Raw genomic sequence first — 15,430 nt, 5'->3', positions numbered from 1 at the left:
CTCGCCCGAGTGGCGAGGTCGGTGCCCACGGGTGCGGCTTTGCCTCCCACAGTCTGTCGGGAGGCGCTCGTAGGGTGAGCGCATGCGCATCATCCACACCTCCGACTGGCACCTGGGTCGGACCTTTCACGGCGTCGAGCTGCTCGACGACCAGATGGCTGCGCTGTCGCACCTCGCCGGAATCGTGGCCGAGGAGTCGGCCGATGCCGTGGTGGTCGCCGGAGACGTGTACGACCGGTCCGTTCCGTCGGCGGACGCGGTACGGGTGTACGACCGCGGGCTCGCCGAGATCGCGGCGGCGGGCGCTCAGATCGTCATCACCTCGGGCAATCATGATTCGCCGACCCGTCTCGGGGCCGGGTCCGGATTCGCGGCGGCGGGCGGGCTGCACCTGCGGACCTCGATCGACGAGATCGGCGAACCGGTCGTCCTGGGCGACGAGTTCGGTGAGGTGGCGATCTACGGCATCCCATATCTCGAACCGGAAACCGCGCGGCGGCACCTCGGTGTCGACGACGCCCGCACCCATGCCGAGGTGCTCCGAGCGGCGATGGACCGGGTTCGTGCAGATCTGGCCGGCCGGTCCGCCCGGTCGGTGGTGGCCGCGCACGCCTTCGTGGTCGGCGCCCTGGCCTCCGGATCCGAACGATCCATCAGTGTCGGTGGTGTGGAAACCGTTGGCGCCGAGAACTTCTCCGGGGTCGACTATGTGGCACTCGGGCATCTGCACTCGCCGCAGCAACTCGGCGAGGCAGTCCGGTACAGCGGATCACTGCTGCCGTACTCGTTCGGCGAGCGTTCCGAGCACAAGTCGGTGTGGGTCGTCGACCTCGACGCGAACGGCGTCGCCGGGGTGCGCGCCCGAGAACTCCCGACCGTCCGCGGGCTGAGTTCCTTGGTGGGCACTCTCGACGAGCTCCTCACCGACGGCTCGCTGAGCGATGCGGAGGACCACTATGTCGAAGCGGCCCTGACCGATGCGGTCCGCCCGGTCGATGCGATGCGTCGACTGCGGGAACGATTTCCGCATGCCGTGCATGTGCAGTGGGATCGCCCCCACCTCGGCGACGGGCTCGACTATCGATCGCGGGTACACGGTCGCACCGACGCCGAGATCATCGCCGCCTTCGTCGCCGACGTGCGCGACACCCCCACCGCGCGGGAATGTGCCCTCGTCGATCGGGCGGTGCGTGCGGTCGTCGGCGAGCCTGACTCCGATGGCGGATCGGACGGGGAGCTGACCCTCTTCGACGTCGAGCCGGGTGTGGCGGAGTCAGCATGAGATTGCACCACTTACGGATGCGGGCATTCGGTCCGTTCGCCGACGAGGTCGTGGTCGACTTCGAATCGCTCGCCGGGGACGGACTGTTCCTGTTGCACGGGCAGACCGGCGCGGGCAAGACGACGGTGCTCGACGGAGTCGCGTTCGCGCTCTTCGGCCGGGTGCCCGGCGCCCGGGACACCAACCGCCGCTTGCATTCCGATCACTCGTCGGCCGATCAGGTTCCCGAGGTCGAGCTCGAGGCGACGATCGGGGGCCGCCGGCTGCGCATCACCCGGTCACCCGATCATCTCCGGCCCAAGAAACGCGGTACCGGCACCACCAAGGTCAATGCGCGGGGCACGTTGGTGTGGCTGGACGATTCGGGCCCGGACCTGACCCGCCTGCCGGAGATCGGCGAGGTGGTGACGCGGCTGTTGGGGATGAGCGCCGACCAGTTCTTTCAGGTGGTGCTGCTGCCGCAGGGCGAGTTCGCGAGGTTTCTGCGAGCGACTTCCGAGGATCGAGAAGGCCTGCTGGAGAGGCTGTTCGACACCGAGCGATTCGGCGACCTCGAGGAGTGGCTGCGTGAGCGGGCGCGGCAGAGTGCGAGTGCAGTGGCGGAGCGGACGGCGGCTGCGGATCGTATCGCAGGCCAGATCGTCGCTCTCGGCGGTGCCGACGTCGCCGATCCCGACATGGAGTGGGCGCAGAACTGCCTGGCGGCCGCGCGTACGGATGCGACCGGGTGTCTCGACGCGCTGACCGGGGCGCAGGCCGAGCTCGATCGTGTACAGGCCGCCCATGATCACGGTGCACGGCTGGTGGATGCTCGACGGCGGGGTGACGAGGCCACGACGCGATTGGTCCAGCTCGCCGACGGGGGAGCGGAATTGGCCGCGATCACCGCGGCACTCGAGTCCGGGCGGCGAGCCGCACCGATTGCGTCGGTGGTCGAGGACCGGGACCGCGCCGCAGCCGCGCTGGCAACCGCCGAATCGGAGTGTGCCCGCCTCGATGCCGAGCTGGCCGCGCTCGACGAGGGAGCTCCGCTGTGTCGGAGCAGTGCGGAGGGCTCGCTCGACGCCGCGATCGAGCGTTGGACCGCCGAGTCCGGCCGCTGGGAGCCGTTGGCCGCCCGCCTCGCCCGGCGGCCGGAGCTCATTGCCGACATCGATCGGATCCGGGACGAGATGGACGCGACCGAGCGTCGCCTCGCCGAGATGGACTCGCTTCTCGAGCAGGCGCCGGAGCGCCGAGAGAAGGCTGCCGCCGAGCTTGCCGGTGCGGTCGCGGCACGAGCACAGCTGCCGCACCTGCACGCCGAACGGGATCGCCTGGCCACCATCGCCCGGGCCGTCGCCGATCGCGAGGCGCTCGAGCCGGAGATCGCTCGCGCCGAACAGCAGCTCCTCGATGCGCGTGAGCAATACACGACTGCGCGCGAGCGCCTCCTGGATGTCCGGGAACGGAGGCTGACAGGGATGGCGGCCGAGCTCGCGGGCCAGCTGGTGGACGGAACGCCGTGTGCGGTCTGCGGATCGGTCGAGCATCCGCTGCCCGCAGTGAGCGATTCGGCGACGTCGATCGGTGAGGCGCAGGAAGCCGACGCCGTCGAGGCCGCCCAACGCGCCGCGGACACCCGATCGGCCGCGGAGTCGGATCGTGCGGCACTCGTCGAACGGCGTACCCACCTCGATGCCACCATCGACGGGGCCATGCGGGATCAGATCGACGCCCACCGGGCACAGAACACCGCCGACCTCGAGGACGCGGAACGTTCCGCGGAACGCACTTCCTCCCTGGCGGCGGCACTCAAGGCCATCGAGGCCGACATCGAGTCGGTACGTGTCGAACGCAGCGATGCCGACACCGCGCAGGCCGGGCGTCGCGAACGGCTCACCGCGCTCCGCGACACACTCGGGGCACTCGATGCCGACGTCGCGGAAGCGACCGGCGGGCGCACCGGTGTGGCCGAGCGACGTGCCGAACTGGCGGAACTGTGTCGTCGTGCGGCGCGGCTGCGCGACGCACGGAATGAACTGGTCCGAGTCCGGCAGCGACGTGCAGACGCCCTGGACCGGCTCGCCGAGAAGTGTGCCGCCGCAGGCTTCGCGGACCCGTCGGAGGCCACCGCGGCGCTGACCTCGGAGGCTCGCCTGTCCGAGTGGGAGGCGATGGTGCTGCAGGCGTCGCGAATCCGGGCGGCAGCCGAATCGACCCTCGCCGACACGGAGGTGCGTGCGGCGATGGCCGCCGAACCGGTCGACACCGATGCCCTCGCCGCGAACCTGGCATCTGCCCGGCAGGTGCGTGACGAGGCCACGAGTCGTCGTGCAGTGGCGGTTCGGCGTCTGCGGGATCTGGACGACTACGTCAGCCAGTTCTGGGCGGCCGCCGACGTGCTCGCTCCGATGCGGGCGCGTCACGATGAGCTCCAAGGCCTCGCCGAGTTGGTGAGCGGGCGGGGACAGAACTCCCGGCGGATGTCGTTGCGGTCCTACGTGCTGGCCGCGCGGCTGACGGAGGTGCTCGTGGCCGCGTCCGCTCGACTGCACCAGATGTCCTCGGGCCGATATGAATTCGTGCATACCGATGCCGTTGGGCCGCGTGGGCGACGCGGTGGGCTCGGCATCGAGGTCCGCGACGAGTACACCGGAGCGGTCAGGGCGACCACCACCTTGTCGGGCGGTGAGACGTTCTTCGCCTCACTGGCCCTCGCACTCGGCCTCGCCGACGTGGTCGCCGCGGAATCCGGCGGTCACGTGCTCGACACGATCTTCATCGACGAAGGGTTCGGTGCCCTCGATCCTGAAGCGCTCGACCTGGTGATGGGCGTTCTCGACGACCTCCGCTCGGGCGGACGTGTCGTGGGTGTCGTGAGCCACGTCGACGAACTCCGGGCGCGAATTCCAGCCCAACTGCACGTCGTACGCGGAGAGAGCGGTTCGCACATCCGCATGTCGGGAGCGCTCGGTGTGTCGTGACGACCCGATTGGGTTCGGGTGGCGCGCGTGCGTTACGCTAACCCTCGCCCGTTGAGCCCCCGTAGCTCAGGGGATAGAGCGTCTGCCTCCGGAGCAGAAGGCCGCAGGTTCGAATCCTGCCGGGGGCACCGTGACATCCTTGTGGCAGTGCGAGCGTCAGCCGCGAAGAACTCATTTCCCGTATGACCTGAAAACCGTTGGGCATCTGGCGAAGGTGCGAGTTCAGTCCGCTCTGGGCGCCAGAGTGCGCGCGAACGCCCGCCACCGACGTTCGTGGTGCCGGAAGATCCCACGGGCGACCATGCCGGCGACCCCGGTGATACGTCCGGTATCGATCTCGATGGTGCCTCGGTAGCGGCTGCGGACACCCTCGGGCACTCATCGCCGGGACGCCGAACAGACCTGACACACATGCAGGAAGGTCGACTGCAACAGCATCCCCGAGCAGACGGCGCCGGCGTCGAGGTCGGTTTCGAGGGTGACGGTCTGCCTCGGGGCGCTCCAGGTGTCGGGGTGCTCGTGATGTCGGTGTGCTCGTGCTGTCCGCCGACGATCCTGCCGCAACGTGCGTCATCGGCGCGCCGAATCCACCAGAATGCAGGGGTGAACGGTGATGTCGTAGCAGCGAACGGCCCGACCCGGTTTCTGTCGGCGACGCTCGAGAAGCAATGTTGGGGGTTCATGATCGGGTCAGCGCTCTTCGCACTGGGCGCCACGCCCGGATTCATGGCGTGGGCAGGTGCGTCGGTGGCGAATCTGAGTTTCTTCGTCGGCGCCTGGTTCTTCACCGGTGCGGCACTGATCCAATATGCGCTCAGCGGTGCGGCGACCACCTCGACCCCCGACGGCGGCAAACAGTTTCGCGCCGAGTGGCTCTCCGCGGCAACACAATTCGGCGGGGCCCTGCTGTTCAATGCGAGTACTGCGGCAGCTCTCCATGCCGCCACGGTCACCGAAGATCGCCGTCGGGTGTGGTCCCCGGACGCAGCCGGTTCGGTCGCATTCCTGGTGAGCGGCATCCTCGCGGTGATCGTGTTCGCCCACACCGTCCGCGTCTGGGCGCCGCGGCGCCGCGACTGGTGGGCGACGCAGGTCAACCTGCTGGGCTGCATCGCCTTCGGGGCGTCGGCGGTGGGTGCCTACGTGACGTCCGCAGGGCAGACGGTCAGCGACGAGGTGGCGAGCGCCGGCACGTTCGTCGGCGCGCTTTGTTTCCTGGTGTCCGCAGGGTTGAGCCTGCCCCGGTGGTCCCGGACGTGACGGTGGAGACCGTCAGTTCGTCGGCAGCGGCGCGGCGCCACGTTCCGGCAGAGGTCGACGGCGCCGGGGTGCCTGCGGCCATCTCAGTGCCCACCCACCCCATCGGCGGATTCGGGTTGATCGGTGGGTGGCCCCATCGGGTCAGCCACAACGGCATCTGCCCGATCTCGTTGCTCTGCGTGGTGAGGATGTCGGACCATGTCCTGCGCAAAGCCGACCGCCGCGGAGTCCGCCGACGGCGTCTCCCCGGCCCGCACGTCGTCGCTGTGCAGTATCGCGGCGATCAGCAGTCCCAGCGCCATCCCGATCAGCAACGCCGCGACCACCCCGAGGGCGGTGAGCAATGTGCGTGGGGAGCCGGTGGGGTCGCTCGCCCGGTGACGGCCGGCGGAGGCGATTATCCCCTGTTGGGCTCGGGCCAATAGGATGGTGAGCCGTGACTCCTGCCGACCTCGCCGCGCTGCTCGCCGCCGCGACGCTGACCGTTGTCCGTGACCACGGGCTCGACGACACGATCGTGCCCGACACCGTTGTCGTCGAGCGTCCCCGGCACGCGGATCATGGCGATTACGCCACGAACATCGCGCTCCAGCTCGGCAAGAAGCTGGGCGTCGCCCCACGTGAGCTGGCCGGCTGGCTGGCCGATGCCTTCACGGCCACCGACGGCATCGCGAAGGCCGAGGTAGCGGGTCCGGGCTTCGTCAACGTCTGGCTGGCGGCCGCCGCGCAGAACTCGGTGGTCGCGACCGTGCTGGCGGCTGCCGCCGACTACGGCCGTGGCGCCGAGCTCGATGATCGCACGATCAACCTCGAGTTCGTCTCGGCGAATCCGACCGGGCCGATTCACCTCGGCGGTACGCGCTGGGCCGCCGTCGGTGACGCCCTCGGTCGGGTACTCGCCGCGCGCGGTGCTGCGGTGACCCGCGAGTACTACTTCAACGACCACGGCACGCAGATCGACCGATTCGCGCAGTCACTGAGGGCCGCGGCCACCGGCGAACCGACCCCCGAGGACGGCTACGCCGGCGACTACATCGGCGAGATCGCGGCGCAGGTCGTGGCAAAGGTGCCCGACGTGCTCGACCGGCCCGACGACGAAACCCTGGAGACCTTCCGCGCGGTCGGGGTGGACCTGATGTTCGATCACATCAAGGAAAGCCTGCACGAGTTCGGCACCGACTTCGACGTCTTCACCCACGAGAACAAGATGTTCACCTCGGGTCTTGTCGACGAATGCATCGCCGAACTCAAGGCCAACGGCAACCTCTACGAGAACGACGGCGCCTGGTGGCTACGGACGACGAACTTCGGCGACGACAAAGATCGCGTCGTGATCAAGAGCGACGGTAACGCCGCCTACATCGCCGGCGACATCGCCTACTACCGCGACAAGCGCAACCGCGGGTTCAACCTCTGCATCTACATGCTGGGTGCCGATCACCACGGCTACATCACCCGGTTGAAGGCATCGGCCGCCGCGCTCGGCGATGACCCGCAGACCGTCGAGGTGCTGATCGGCCAGATGGTCAACCTCGTCCGCGAGGGCGTGCCGGTCCGGATGAGCAAGCGGGCGGGCACCGTGATCACCCTCGACGACCTCGTCGACGCCGTCGGGGTGGATGCCGCCCGGTACGCCCTGATCAGGTCGTCGGTCGACGTGAACATCGACATCGACCTCGACCTGTTGCGCAGGCAGTCGAACGACAATCCGGTCTACTACGTGCAGTACGCGCACGCGCGGCTGTCGGCGCTGTCGCGCAACGCCGCCGAGCTCCGCCTCGAGCCGTCGCAGGATCATCTCGATCTCCTCGACGATCCGGCCGAGGGTGAACTCATCCGTACCATCGGGGATTTCGACGAGGTGGTGGCCACGGCGGCCGAACTCCGCGAGCCGCATCGGATCTGCCGATATCTGGAGACGCTGGCCGGCGCCTACCACCGCTTCTACGCACGCTGCCGAATCCTTCCGCAGGGTGACGAACCCGCCGGTGACATCCATGCGGCGCGTCTCGCGCTGTGTGGGGCGACCCGGCAGGTCCTGGCGAACGGCCTCGAGCTGGTCGGCGTGAGCGCACCGGAGCGGATGTGAACGCGCACCCGGCCGGACCCCGGCACGCCGAACTGCTCGCTGCCCCGCACCTCGCGGAGCGGCCGAACGATCCGGTCCAGCTCGCTGTGATCCCGGCAAACGTATGGCCCCGCAACGCCGTTCGAGATTCCTCGGGTGAGGTCCACCTCGCCGGGGTCGGTGTGGAGGAACTCGCCGAGACCTATGGGACCCCGCTGTTCGTGATGGACGAGGCGGATTTCCGATCGCGATGTGCCGACATGGTCGCGGCATTCGGGCCCTATGGTCGCGTGCACTATGCGTCGAAGGCCTTTCTGAGTTCCGAGATCGCGCGCTGGGTCGACCAGGAGGGTCTGTCCCTCGACGTGTGCTCGGGGGGCGAACTGACCGTCGCGCTGCGCGCGGGCTTCCCGCCGGAGCGGATCGCGTTGCACGGCAACAACAAGAGTGTCGACGAATTGGCAATGGCGCTCGATGCCGGCGTGGGTCACATCGTGCTCGACTCGATGGTCGAGATCGAGCGTCTCGACCGGCTGGCCGGTGAACGAGGTCTGGTCGCCGATGTTCTCGTTCGCGTCACCGTGGGCGTCGAGGCGCACACCCACGAGTTCATCTCGACCGCCCACGAGGACCAGAAGTTCGGATTCGCGCTCGCCGGCGGCGTCGCAATGGATGCGGTCCGCCGGGTGTTCGCGACCGACAACCTGCGACTGGTCGGTCTGCACAGCCACATCGGTTCCCAGATCTTCGACATGGACGGGTTCGAGCTCGCCGCACATCGTGTCCTCGGTCTACTCAAGGATGTGGTGGCCGAATTCGGCGTCGACAAGACCGCCCAGCTCTCCATCGTGGACCTCGGTGGCGGACTGGGCATCTCGTACCTGCCCGAAGACGACCCGCTGCCCATCGGCGATGTCGCCGAGCGGCTGGCGGAGATCCTCCGCCACGAGTCCGCGGCCGTCGGGCTCCCGATGCCGACCCTGGCGGTGGAGCCCGGCCGCGCGATCGCCGGCCCCGGCACGGTCACCCTGTACCGGGTGGGCACCGTGAAAGACGTGACGATCGGCAAGAACCTGTCCCGGCGGTACGTGTCTGTCGATGGTGGCATGAGCGACAACATCCGGACCGTGCTGTATCAGGCCGAGTACGATATTCGGCTGGTCTCACGCGTGTCCGAGGCGCCCGCAGTGGTCAGCCGAGTGGTCGGGAAGCACTGCGAGAGCGGCGACATCGTGATCAAGGACTGCTGGCTGCCCGAAGATCTGGCGCCCGGCGACCTGGTCGCGGTCGCGGCCACCGGCGCGTACTGCTATTCGATGTCGAGTCGATACAACATGGCCATGCGGCCGGCGGTGGTGACGGTGCAGGATTCGTCCGCACGACTGATGCTGCGACGCGAGACGATCGACGACATCTTGAGCCTGGAGGTTTCCGAATGAACCAGACCCCGAGCGACCCGACATCCGTCACCGGTGCCCGCGCCATCGGCGTGGCTGTGCTCGGCATGGGAAATGTCGGCGCCGAGGTGGTGCGGATCCTCGCGGAGAATGCCGCCGACCTCCGGGCCCGTGTCGGTGCGCCCGTCGAATTGCGGGGCGTCGCGGTCCGTGACCTCACCCGGCCGCGCAAGATCAGCCAGGAGTTGCTCACCGACGATCCGGCCGCGCTCGTGGCCCGCGCCGACGTCGACATCGTGGTGGAACTGATGGGCGGCATCGATCCCGCGCGCGAGCTGATCCGCGCGGCGCTCGAGAGTGGTAAGTCGGTGGTCACCGCGAACAAGGCGTTGCTCGCCGAGTACACCGGTGAGCTCGCCACCGCAGCCGCCGAGGCCAAGGTCGATCTCTACTTCGAGGCCGCTGTTGCCGGTGCCATCCCGGTGGTCCGGCCGCTGATGCAGTCGCTCGCCGGCGACACCGTGGAGCGGGTGGCCGGAATCGTCAACGGCACCACCAACTTCATCCTCTCGGCGATGGACGAGACCGGCGCCGCCTACGCCGACACTCTGGCCGAGGCAGGGCGACTGGGTTACGCGGAAGCAGACCCGACGGCCGACGTGGAGGGATATGACGCCGCCGCCAAGGCCGCCATCCTCGCGTCGATCGCATTCCACACCCGGGTGACCGCGGCGGACGTCTTCCGGGAGGGGATCTCCACGGTCACCGCCGCCGACCTGGTGGCCGCCAAGAAGTTCGACTGCACCGTCAAGTTGTTGTCCATCTGTGAGCGGGTGCACGATGCCGATGGGCGCCAGAGGGTGTCGGCGCGTGTCTACCCGGCGCTGATCCCGCTGAGCCATCCGTTGGCGACGGTGAACGGCGCCTTCAATGCGGTGGTGGTCGAAGCGGAGAACGCCGGGCGGTTGATGTTCTACGGGCAGGGCGCCGGTGGATCACCCACGGCGTCGGCGGTGTTGGGGGACATGGTGATGGCGGCGCGGAACAAGGTGCACGGGGGACGCGGCCCGTTGGAGTCGACATACGCGTCGCTGCCGGTCGCGCCGATCGACGACGTGCCGACCCGCTACTACATCTCGATGAAGGTCGCCGACCGTCCGGGCGTGCTCGCCCAGGTCGCCGGCGAGTTCACCAAGCGCGCGGTCAGCATCGCCGCGGTGCGCCAGGAGGGCGCGGGCGAGGACGCCCGGCTCATCGTGGTGACCCACCGCGCGCCCGACCGCGCGCAGTCGGAATGCGTTGCGGCACTGGAAGACATGGATGCCGTGATCAAGGTGTCGAGCGTCCTGCGATTGGAAGGAACCGATGACTAACGCAACCCCGGTGCATCAGCGCTGGCCCGGATTGATCGAGGCGTATCGCGATCGCCTGCCTGTCGGCGACGACTGGCAGGTCGTCACCCTCCTCGAGGGTGGCACGCCGCTGATCGCCGCGCCGCACCTCTCGGAGGTCACCGGCTGCGAGGTCTATCTCAAGGTCGAGGGCCTCAACCCGACGGGTTCGTTCAAGGACCGGGGCATGACGATGGCGGTCAGCACCGCTGTCAACAACGGCAAGACCGCGGTGCTGTGCGCGTCGACCGGGAACACCTCGGCGTCGGCTGCCGCGTATGCGACCCGGGCAGGGATCACCTGCGCGGTCCTGATCCCCGAGGGGAAGATCGCGATGGGCAAGCTGGCCCAGGCGGTCATGCACGGCGCCAAGATCATCCAGGTGCAGGGTAATTTCGACGACTGCCTGGAACTCGCGCGGAAGGCAACCGCGGAGTTCACCGAGATCGAGCTGGTGAACTCGGTGAACCCGTCGCGGATCGAGGGTCAGAAGACCGCCGCGTTCGAGATCGTCGACGTCCTCGGCCGGGCGCCCGATGTGCATGCTCTGCCGGTGGGGAACGCCGGGAACATCACCGCGTACTGGAAGGGCTACACCGAGTACCACCGGGACGGGATCAGTTCGTCGGTACCGCGGATGCTCGGCGTCCAGGCGGCGGGTGCCGCGCCCCTCGTCAACGGAGCGCCGGTGAAGGACCCGGAGACCATCGCCACCGCGATCCGTATCGGCTCCCCGGCGAGCTGGAATCAGGCCGTCGCGGCGAAAGAGGAGTCCGACGGTCAGTTCCGGGCAGCCACCGACGAGAAACTGCTCGAAGCATATCGGCTCATCGCCGGTCGGGAAGGTGTCTTCGTCGAACCGGCATCGGCGGCCAGCGTCGCCGGTCTGCTCGCGGCCCGGGCAGACGGGTGGATCGCCGCCGGCTCGACTGTCGTGTGTACGGTGACCGGTAACGGTCTGAAGGATCCGGACACCGCACTGTCCGGAATGCCCGAGGTCGAGGCGATTCCGGTGGATCCGGTCGCGGTGGCGGATGCTCTCGGCGTCCGCTGAATCGACGGGTGTGGCCACCGCGATGACCGACGACGCATTGGTGGGAGATGCGAAGGTGATGCTGCCGGAGGGTATTTCGGCTCGAGTCCGGGTTCCGGCGTCCAGCGCCAACCTCGGACCCGGTTTCGACTGCCTGGGTATCGCCCTCGGGATCTACGACGAACTGATCGTGGAGACCACGTCTGCGGGTGTCGAGGTGGAGGTCAGTGGCGAGGGGGCCGAGGACGTCCCCCGCGACGAGAATCATCTGGTGGCCCGTGCGATCTCGCGGGGACTCGCGGTTGCCGGCGTGACCGCCGCGGGCCTGAAGTTGCGATGCGTCAATGCGATACCGCATTCCCGTGGACTCGGTTCGTCCGCCGCGGCGGCAGTGTCCGGCCTGGCCGCGGCATCGGGGCTGCTCGTCGAGGCCGGTATCCGTGACACTTTCGACGTTGCCGAACTCGTCCAATTGTCCTCGGAGTTCGAGGGCCATCCCGACAATGCGGCAGCGAGCGTGCTCGGGTCGGCGGTGGTGACCTGGATGGAGTCGGACCGGGTCGGGGGAGTGGCGGCGACCGACGCGGCCCGCGTCCGCTACCTTGCGCGGCGTCTGGCCGTGCATCCCGACATCACCGCGACGGTCTTCGTCCCGGCCACCGAGTCGTCGACGTCGTACACGCGCGGTCTGCTGCCCGATGCGGTGCCACGCCGGGACGCGGTCTTCAATGTCAGCCGCTCGGCACTCGCCGTGGTCGCATTGACCGACGATCCCGCGGCCCTGTGCGCGGCAACCGAGGACCGGCTCCACCAGGGCTACCGTGCCGAAGCCATGCCGCCGACCGCGGAATTGGTGGCTGCCCTGCGTAAACGCGGTCACGCGGCGACGGTCTCCGGTGCCGGGCCCACCGTCCTCGTACTCGGTGTCGGGCCGGTACCGGCGGAGGATCGCGATGTCGCGATCGGATTGGGCTTCGTGCCGTCGAGCGTCGCGATCGCCGGTGGCGTCGAGGTCACCCACGGGCGTTCCTGATCCGTGTGACGGTGGTGGCTCTCGTCGGTTCGCACACGGAATGGCGGGAAGGGCGTGTTGCCCCTATCATGCGAACGAGATACCATATACTGGTCTAGCCGCGCAGATATGTCTTGCCGTGCTTCTCTCCCGATCTCTATCTTGCCCTCCGGTCGGTTCCGGTCGCACGATTTCCTGTCAGGAGTTGTCGAGCAGCACCAGCGGACACACGCAGCAGACCATATTTCTTCTGACCGTCCACGGAGGAGAATCCCGAGCGGACACGCTCCGATGAGGACGAAGTCCCGCCTGAAGTGAGGCGGGGTGGCAATGACCCCTTTCGCAGCTTCGGTCTGCGGGGGAACGAAAGGATATCCGTGACGGATACGGACCTGATCACTGAACCGACCCCAACGTCGAGCACGGAAGCCCCGGCCTCCGGCGCCCAGTCGTCGGCGCGATCGGCCAGTGGCTCCACGACCCGCGCCCGCACCGGGCTCTCCGCGATGGTGCTGACCGAGCTCCGCGCACTAGCGGGTGAGCTGGGAATCAAGGGGACGTCGGGAATGCGTAAGGGCGACCTGATCGCCGCGATCAAGGAACGCCAGGCGGGCTCGGCCCCGGCCGCCAAGAGCGCCGACGGCCAGATGGCTCTGTCGGACGGTGCCTCCGGTGACGGCGCCCCGAAGAATGACGCCCCGAAGAATGATGCGCCGAAGAAAGATGCCCCGAAGAACGACTCCGCGAAGGATGCGGAGCCGCCGACCCGCACACGGCGGCGTTCGCGCGCCGAGTCGTCGGAGAACGAACAGGTGGAGGCCACCAACGGTGCCGCCTCGGCGGCATCTGACGTCGGCGCCAAGACTGCCGACAGCAACACAAAAGCCGCCGACAGCAACACCAAGACCGCCGACAGCAACACGGCCGACGCGAAGACGGTCGGCAACGACCGGCAGGGCGACTCCACCGGCGGCGGCGACCAGCGCAATCGCAACCAGAACCGCAATCGCAACCAGAACCGCGACGGTGGGCAGGGCCGCGACAACCAGAACCGCGACAACCAGAACCGCGACAACCAGAACCGCGACAACCAGAATCGCGACAACCAGAATCGCGATGGTGGCCAGAACAACCAGGGCAACAACCAGAACCAGGGTGGCGGCCAGAACCGCGACGGTCGCCAGAACAACCGCGACGATGACGACGACGGCAGCGGTCGCGGCCGGCGAGGTCGTCGCTTCCGCGAACGCCGCCGTGGACGTGACCGCGACTCGTCGGGCTCGGGTGAACCCCAGGTCTCCGACGACGACGTGTTGCAGCCCGTGGCCGGCATCCTCGACGTCCTCGACAATTACGCATTCGTCCGGACCTCCGGGTATCTGGCGGGACCGAACGACGTGTACGTGTCGATGAACATGGTGCGCAAGAACGGGTTGCGCCGCGGTGACGCGATCACCGGTGCCGTCAAGGTGGCCCGCGAGGGTGAGCAGGCCAACCAGCGCCAGAAGTTCAACCCGTTGGTCCGGCTCGACACGGTCAACGGAACCGACATCGAGACCGCCAAGAAGCGCCCCGAGTTCGGCAAGCTGACCCCGCTCTACCCGAATCAGCGGCTTCGCCTGGAGACGACCCCGGAACGGCTCGACACCCGCGTGATCGACCTGATCATGCCGATCGGCAAGGGCCAGCGCGCACTGATCGTGTCGCCGCCCAAGGCCGGTAAGACAACGATCCTGCAGGACATCGCGAATGCGATCACCATCAACAACCCGGAATGTCACCTGATGGTCGTCCTGGTCGATGAGCGTCCGGAAGAGGTCACCGACATGACGCGTTCGGTGAACGGTGAGGTCATCGCCTCGACCTTCGACCGTCCGCCGTCAGATCACACGTCGGTTGCCGAGCTGGCGATCGAGCGGGCAAAGCGCCTGGTCGAGAACGGCCGGGACGTCATCGTGCTCCTGGACTCGATCACCCGGCTGGGTCGCGCGTACAACAACGCGTCGCCTGCCTCGGGTCGAATCCTGTCCGGTGGTGTCGATTCCACCGCTCTCTACCCGCCGAAGCGCTTCCTGGGCGCGGCGCGCAACATCGAGAACGGCGGTTCGCTGACCATCATCGCCACGGCGATGGTGGAGACCGGTTCGACCGGTGACACTGTCATCTTCGAGGAGTTCAAGGGCACCGGCAACGCCGAGCTCAAGCTCGATCGCAAGATCTCGGAGCGGCGGGTGTTCCCGGCGGTCGACGTGAATCCGTCAGGTACCCGCAAGGACGAATTGCTGTTGTCGCCCGAGGAATTCGCGATCGTGCACAAGTTGCGCCGGGTGCTGTCCGGGCTCGATTCACAGCAGGCGATCGATCTGCTCATCAGTCAGCTCAAGAAGTCGAAGACCAACATCGAGTTCTTGATGCAGGTGCAGAAGACCGCGCCCGGAGCGATGAACGACGACTGATCCGCCGAGCGGGCACGGTTTCACGCCGAGCGTGCACAGATCTCCATCCAGCGAGCCCATCACCCTTCGGGGGATGGGCTCGCTCGGTCTCTACGGCAGGTGAGACGGAGCGGTCGTGTCGTTCGATCGAGCGCGTGCCATCAGATAGATCTCCGGAAACCGGTGATCCGAGTCCGGCCGTCGGATCATCCGGAAGACCTCCTCGAACCCGGTGTCGGCGAGCGTGTTCGACAAGGTGTCCGGGTGCCAGTGCCACGCCCGCGCGACGAGGTGATCGAATTCGTGGATGCCGGTTTCGTCCGAGCCCTGCATCGCGATCAGGACAATGGTGCCCGGGCCGCCGCGTCGGTGCCACGACGCCAGGATGCCCGGTAGGAGTCGGGGCTCGACGTGGATGAGACTGAACTGCGCGATCAGGGCGGCGCACTGTTCCACCGGCGCGGACGCGCAGCGGGCGTCGTCGTCGAGAAAGCGGATACCCGGGTACTGACGTCGGGCGAACTTCAGCATCTCCGCACTCGGATCGACTCCGAGAACAGACATCCCCCGGGAGTGGAGGTGGGCA

At 67.9% G+C, this 15,430-nt stretch carries 11 protein-coding genes and 1 tRNA gene; 11 read left to right on the top strand and 1 reads right to left on the bottom strand.

What is annotated here, in order from left to right; all coding sequences use genetic code 11:
- Positions 1-82: 82 nt before the first annotated feature.
- The 11 genes from ACLQ3I_RS11505 to rho all read left to right on the top strand — a co-directional run bounded on the left by ACLQ3I_RS11505 (position 83) and on the right by rho (position 14,865).
- Positions 83-1,282 carry an exonuclease SbcCD subunit D gene (locus tag ACLQ3I_RS11505; protein ID WP_425801999.1) on the top strand — a complete coding sequence of 400 codons (1,200 nt, stop codon included), beginning with the start codon at positions 83-85 and terminating at the stop codon, positions 1,280-1,282.
- Positions 1,279-4,248: an AAA family ATPase gene (locus ACLQ3I_RS11500; RefSeq protein WP_425801997.1), complete on the top strand. Its 2,970-nt coding sequence runs from the start codon at positions 1,279-1,281 to the stop codon at positions 4,246-4,248. The genes ACLQ3I_RS11505 and ACLQ3I_RS11500 overlap by 4 nt, the downstream gene beginning before the upstream one ends.
- Positions 4,249-4,303: 55 nt before the next feature.
- Positions 4,304-4,376: transfer RNA gene (locus ACLQ3I_RS11495), tRNA-Arg, on the top strand.
- Between the two features lie 553 nt (positions 4,377-4,929).
- Positions 4,930-5,508 (top strand): hypothetical protein, encoded by a 579-nt coding sequence (locus tag ACLQ3I_RS11490; protein WP_425801995.1) that lies wholly within the window; start codon positions 4,930-4,932, stop codon positions 5,506-5,508.
- Positions 5,493-5,933 (top strand): hypothetical protein, encoded by a 441-nt coding sequence (locus ACLQ3I_RS11485; RefSeq protein ID WP_425801993.1) that lies wholly within the window; start codon positions 5,493-5,495, stop codon positions 5,931-5,933. The genes ACLQ3I_RS11490 and ACLQ3I_RS11485 overlap by 16 nt, the downstream gene beginning before the upstream one ends.
- A gap of 11 nt (positions 5,934-5,944) precedes the next feature.
- Positions 5,945-7,597: an arginine--tRNA ligase gene (gene argS / locus ACLQ3I_RS11480; RefSeq protein ID WP_425787957.1), complete on the top strand. Its 1,653-nt coding sequence runs from the start codon at positions 5,945-5,947 to the stop codon at positions 7,595-7,597.
- A complete protein-coding gene (gene lysA, locus ACLQ3I_RS11475; protein WP_425801991.1) occupies positions 7,594-9,015 on the top strand; it encodes a diaminopimelate decarboxylase in 1,422 nt (473 codons plus the stop codon). The genes argS and lysA overlap by 4 nt, the downstream gene beginning before the upstream one ends.
- Entirely contained in the window at positions 9,012-10,346 is a 1,335-nt protein-coding gene (locus ACLQ3I_RS11470; RefSeq protein WP_425787953.1) for a homoserine dehydrogenase, read from the top strand. Before lysA ends, ACLQ3I_RS11470 begins: the two co-directional genes overlap by 4 nt.
- Entirely contained in the window at positions 10,339-11,418 is a 1,080-nt protein-coding gene (thrC, locus tag ACLQ3I_RS11465) for a threonine synthase (protein ID WP_425787951.1), read from the top strand. The genes ACLQ3I_RS11470 and thrC overlap by 8 nt, the downstream gene beginning before the upstream one ends.
- Positions 11,399-12,430, top strand: a complete 1,032-nt coding sequence (thrB, locus tag ACLQ3I_RS11460; RefSeq protein WP_425801989.1) for a homoserine kinase — start codon at positions 11,399-11,401, stop codon at positions 12,428-12,430. Before thrC ends, thrB begins: the two co-directional genes overlap by 20 nt.
- Before the next feature lie 356 nt (positions 12,431-12,786).
- On the top strand, positions 12,787-14,865 hold the full coding sequence (gene rho / locus ACLQ3I_RS11455; RefSeq protein ID WP_425801987.1) for a transcription termination factor Rho: 2,079 nt from the start codon (positions 12,787-12,789) through the stop codon (positions 14,863-14,865).
- A 90-nt stretch (positions 14,866-14,955) separates the two neighbouring features.
- Here rho and ACLQ3I_RS11450 read toward each other — a convergent pair whose 3' ends face one another.
- The gene (locus tag ACLQ3I_RS11450) at positions 14,956-15,408 is read right to left on the bottom strand and encodes a class I SAM-dependent methyltransferase (protein ID WP_425787945.1); all 453 of its coding nucleotides are present in this window, start codon (positions 15,406-15,408) and stop codon (positions 14,956-14,958) included.
- Positions 15,409-15,430: the final 22 nt, after the last annotated feature.

This window comes from Gordonia sp. DT101 (assembly GCF_049844895.1).
Lineage (GTDB): Bacteria > Actinomycetota > Actinomycetes > Mycobacteriales > Mycobacteriaceae > Gordonia.
This window is presented reverse-complemented; position numbering and strand designations above follow the sequence as displayed.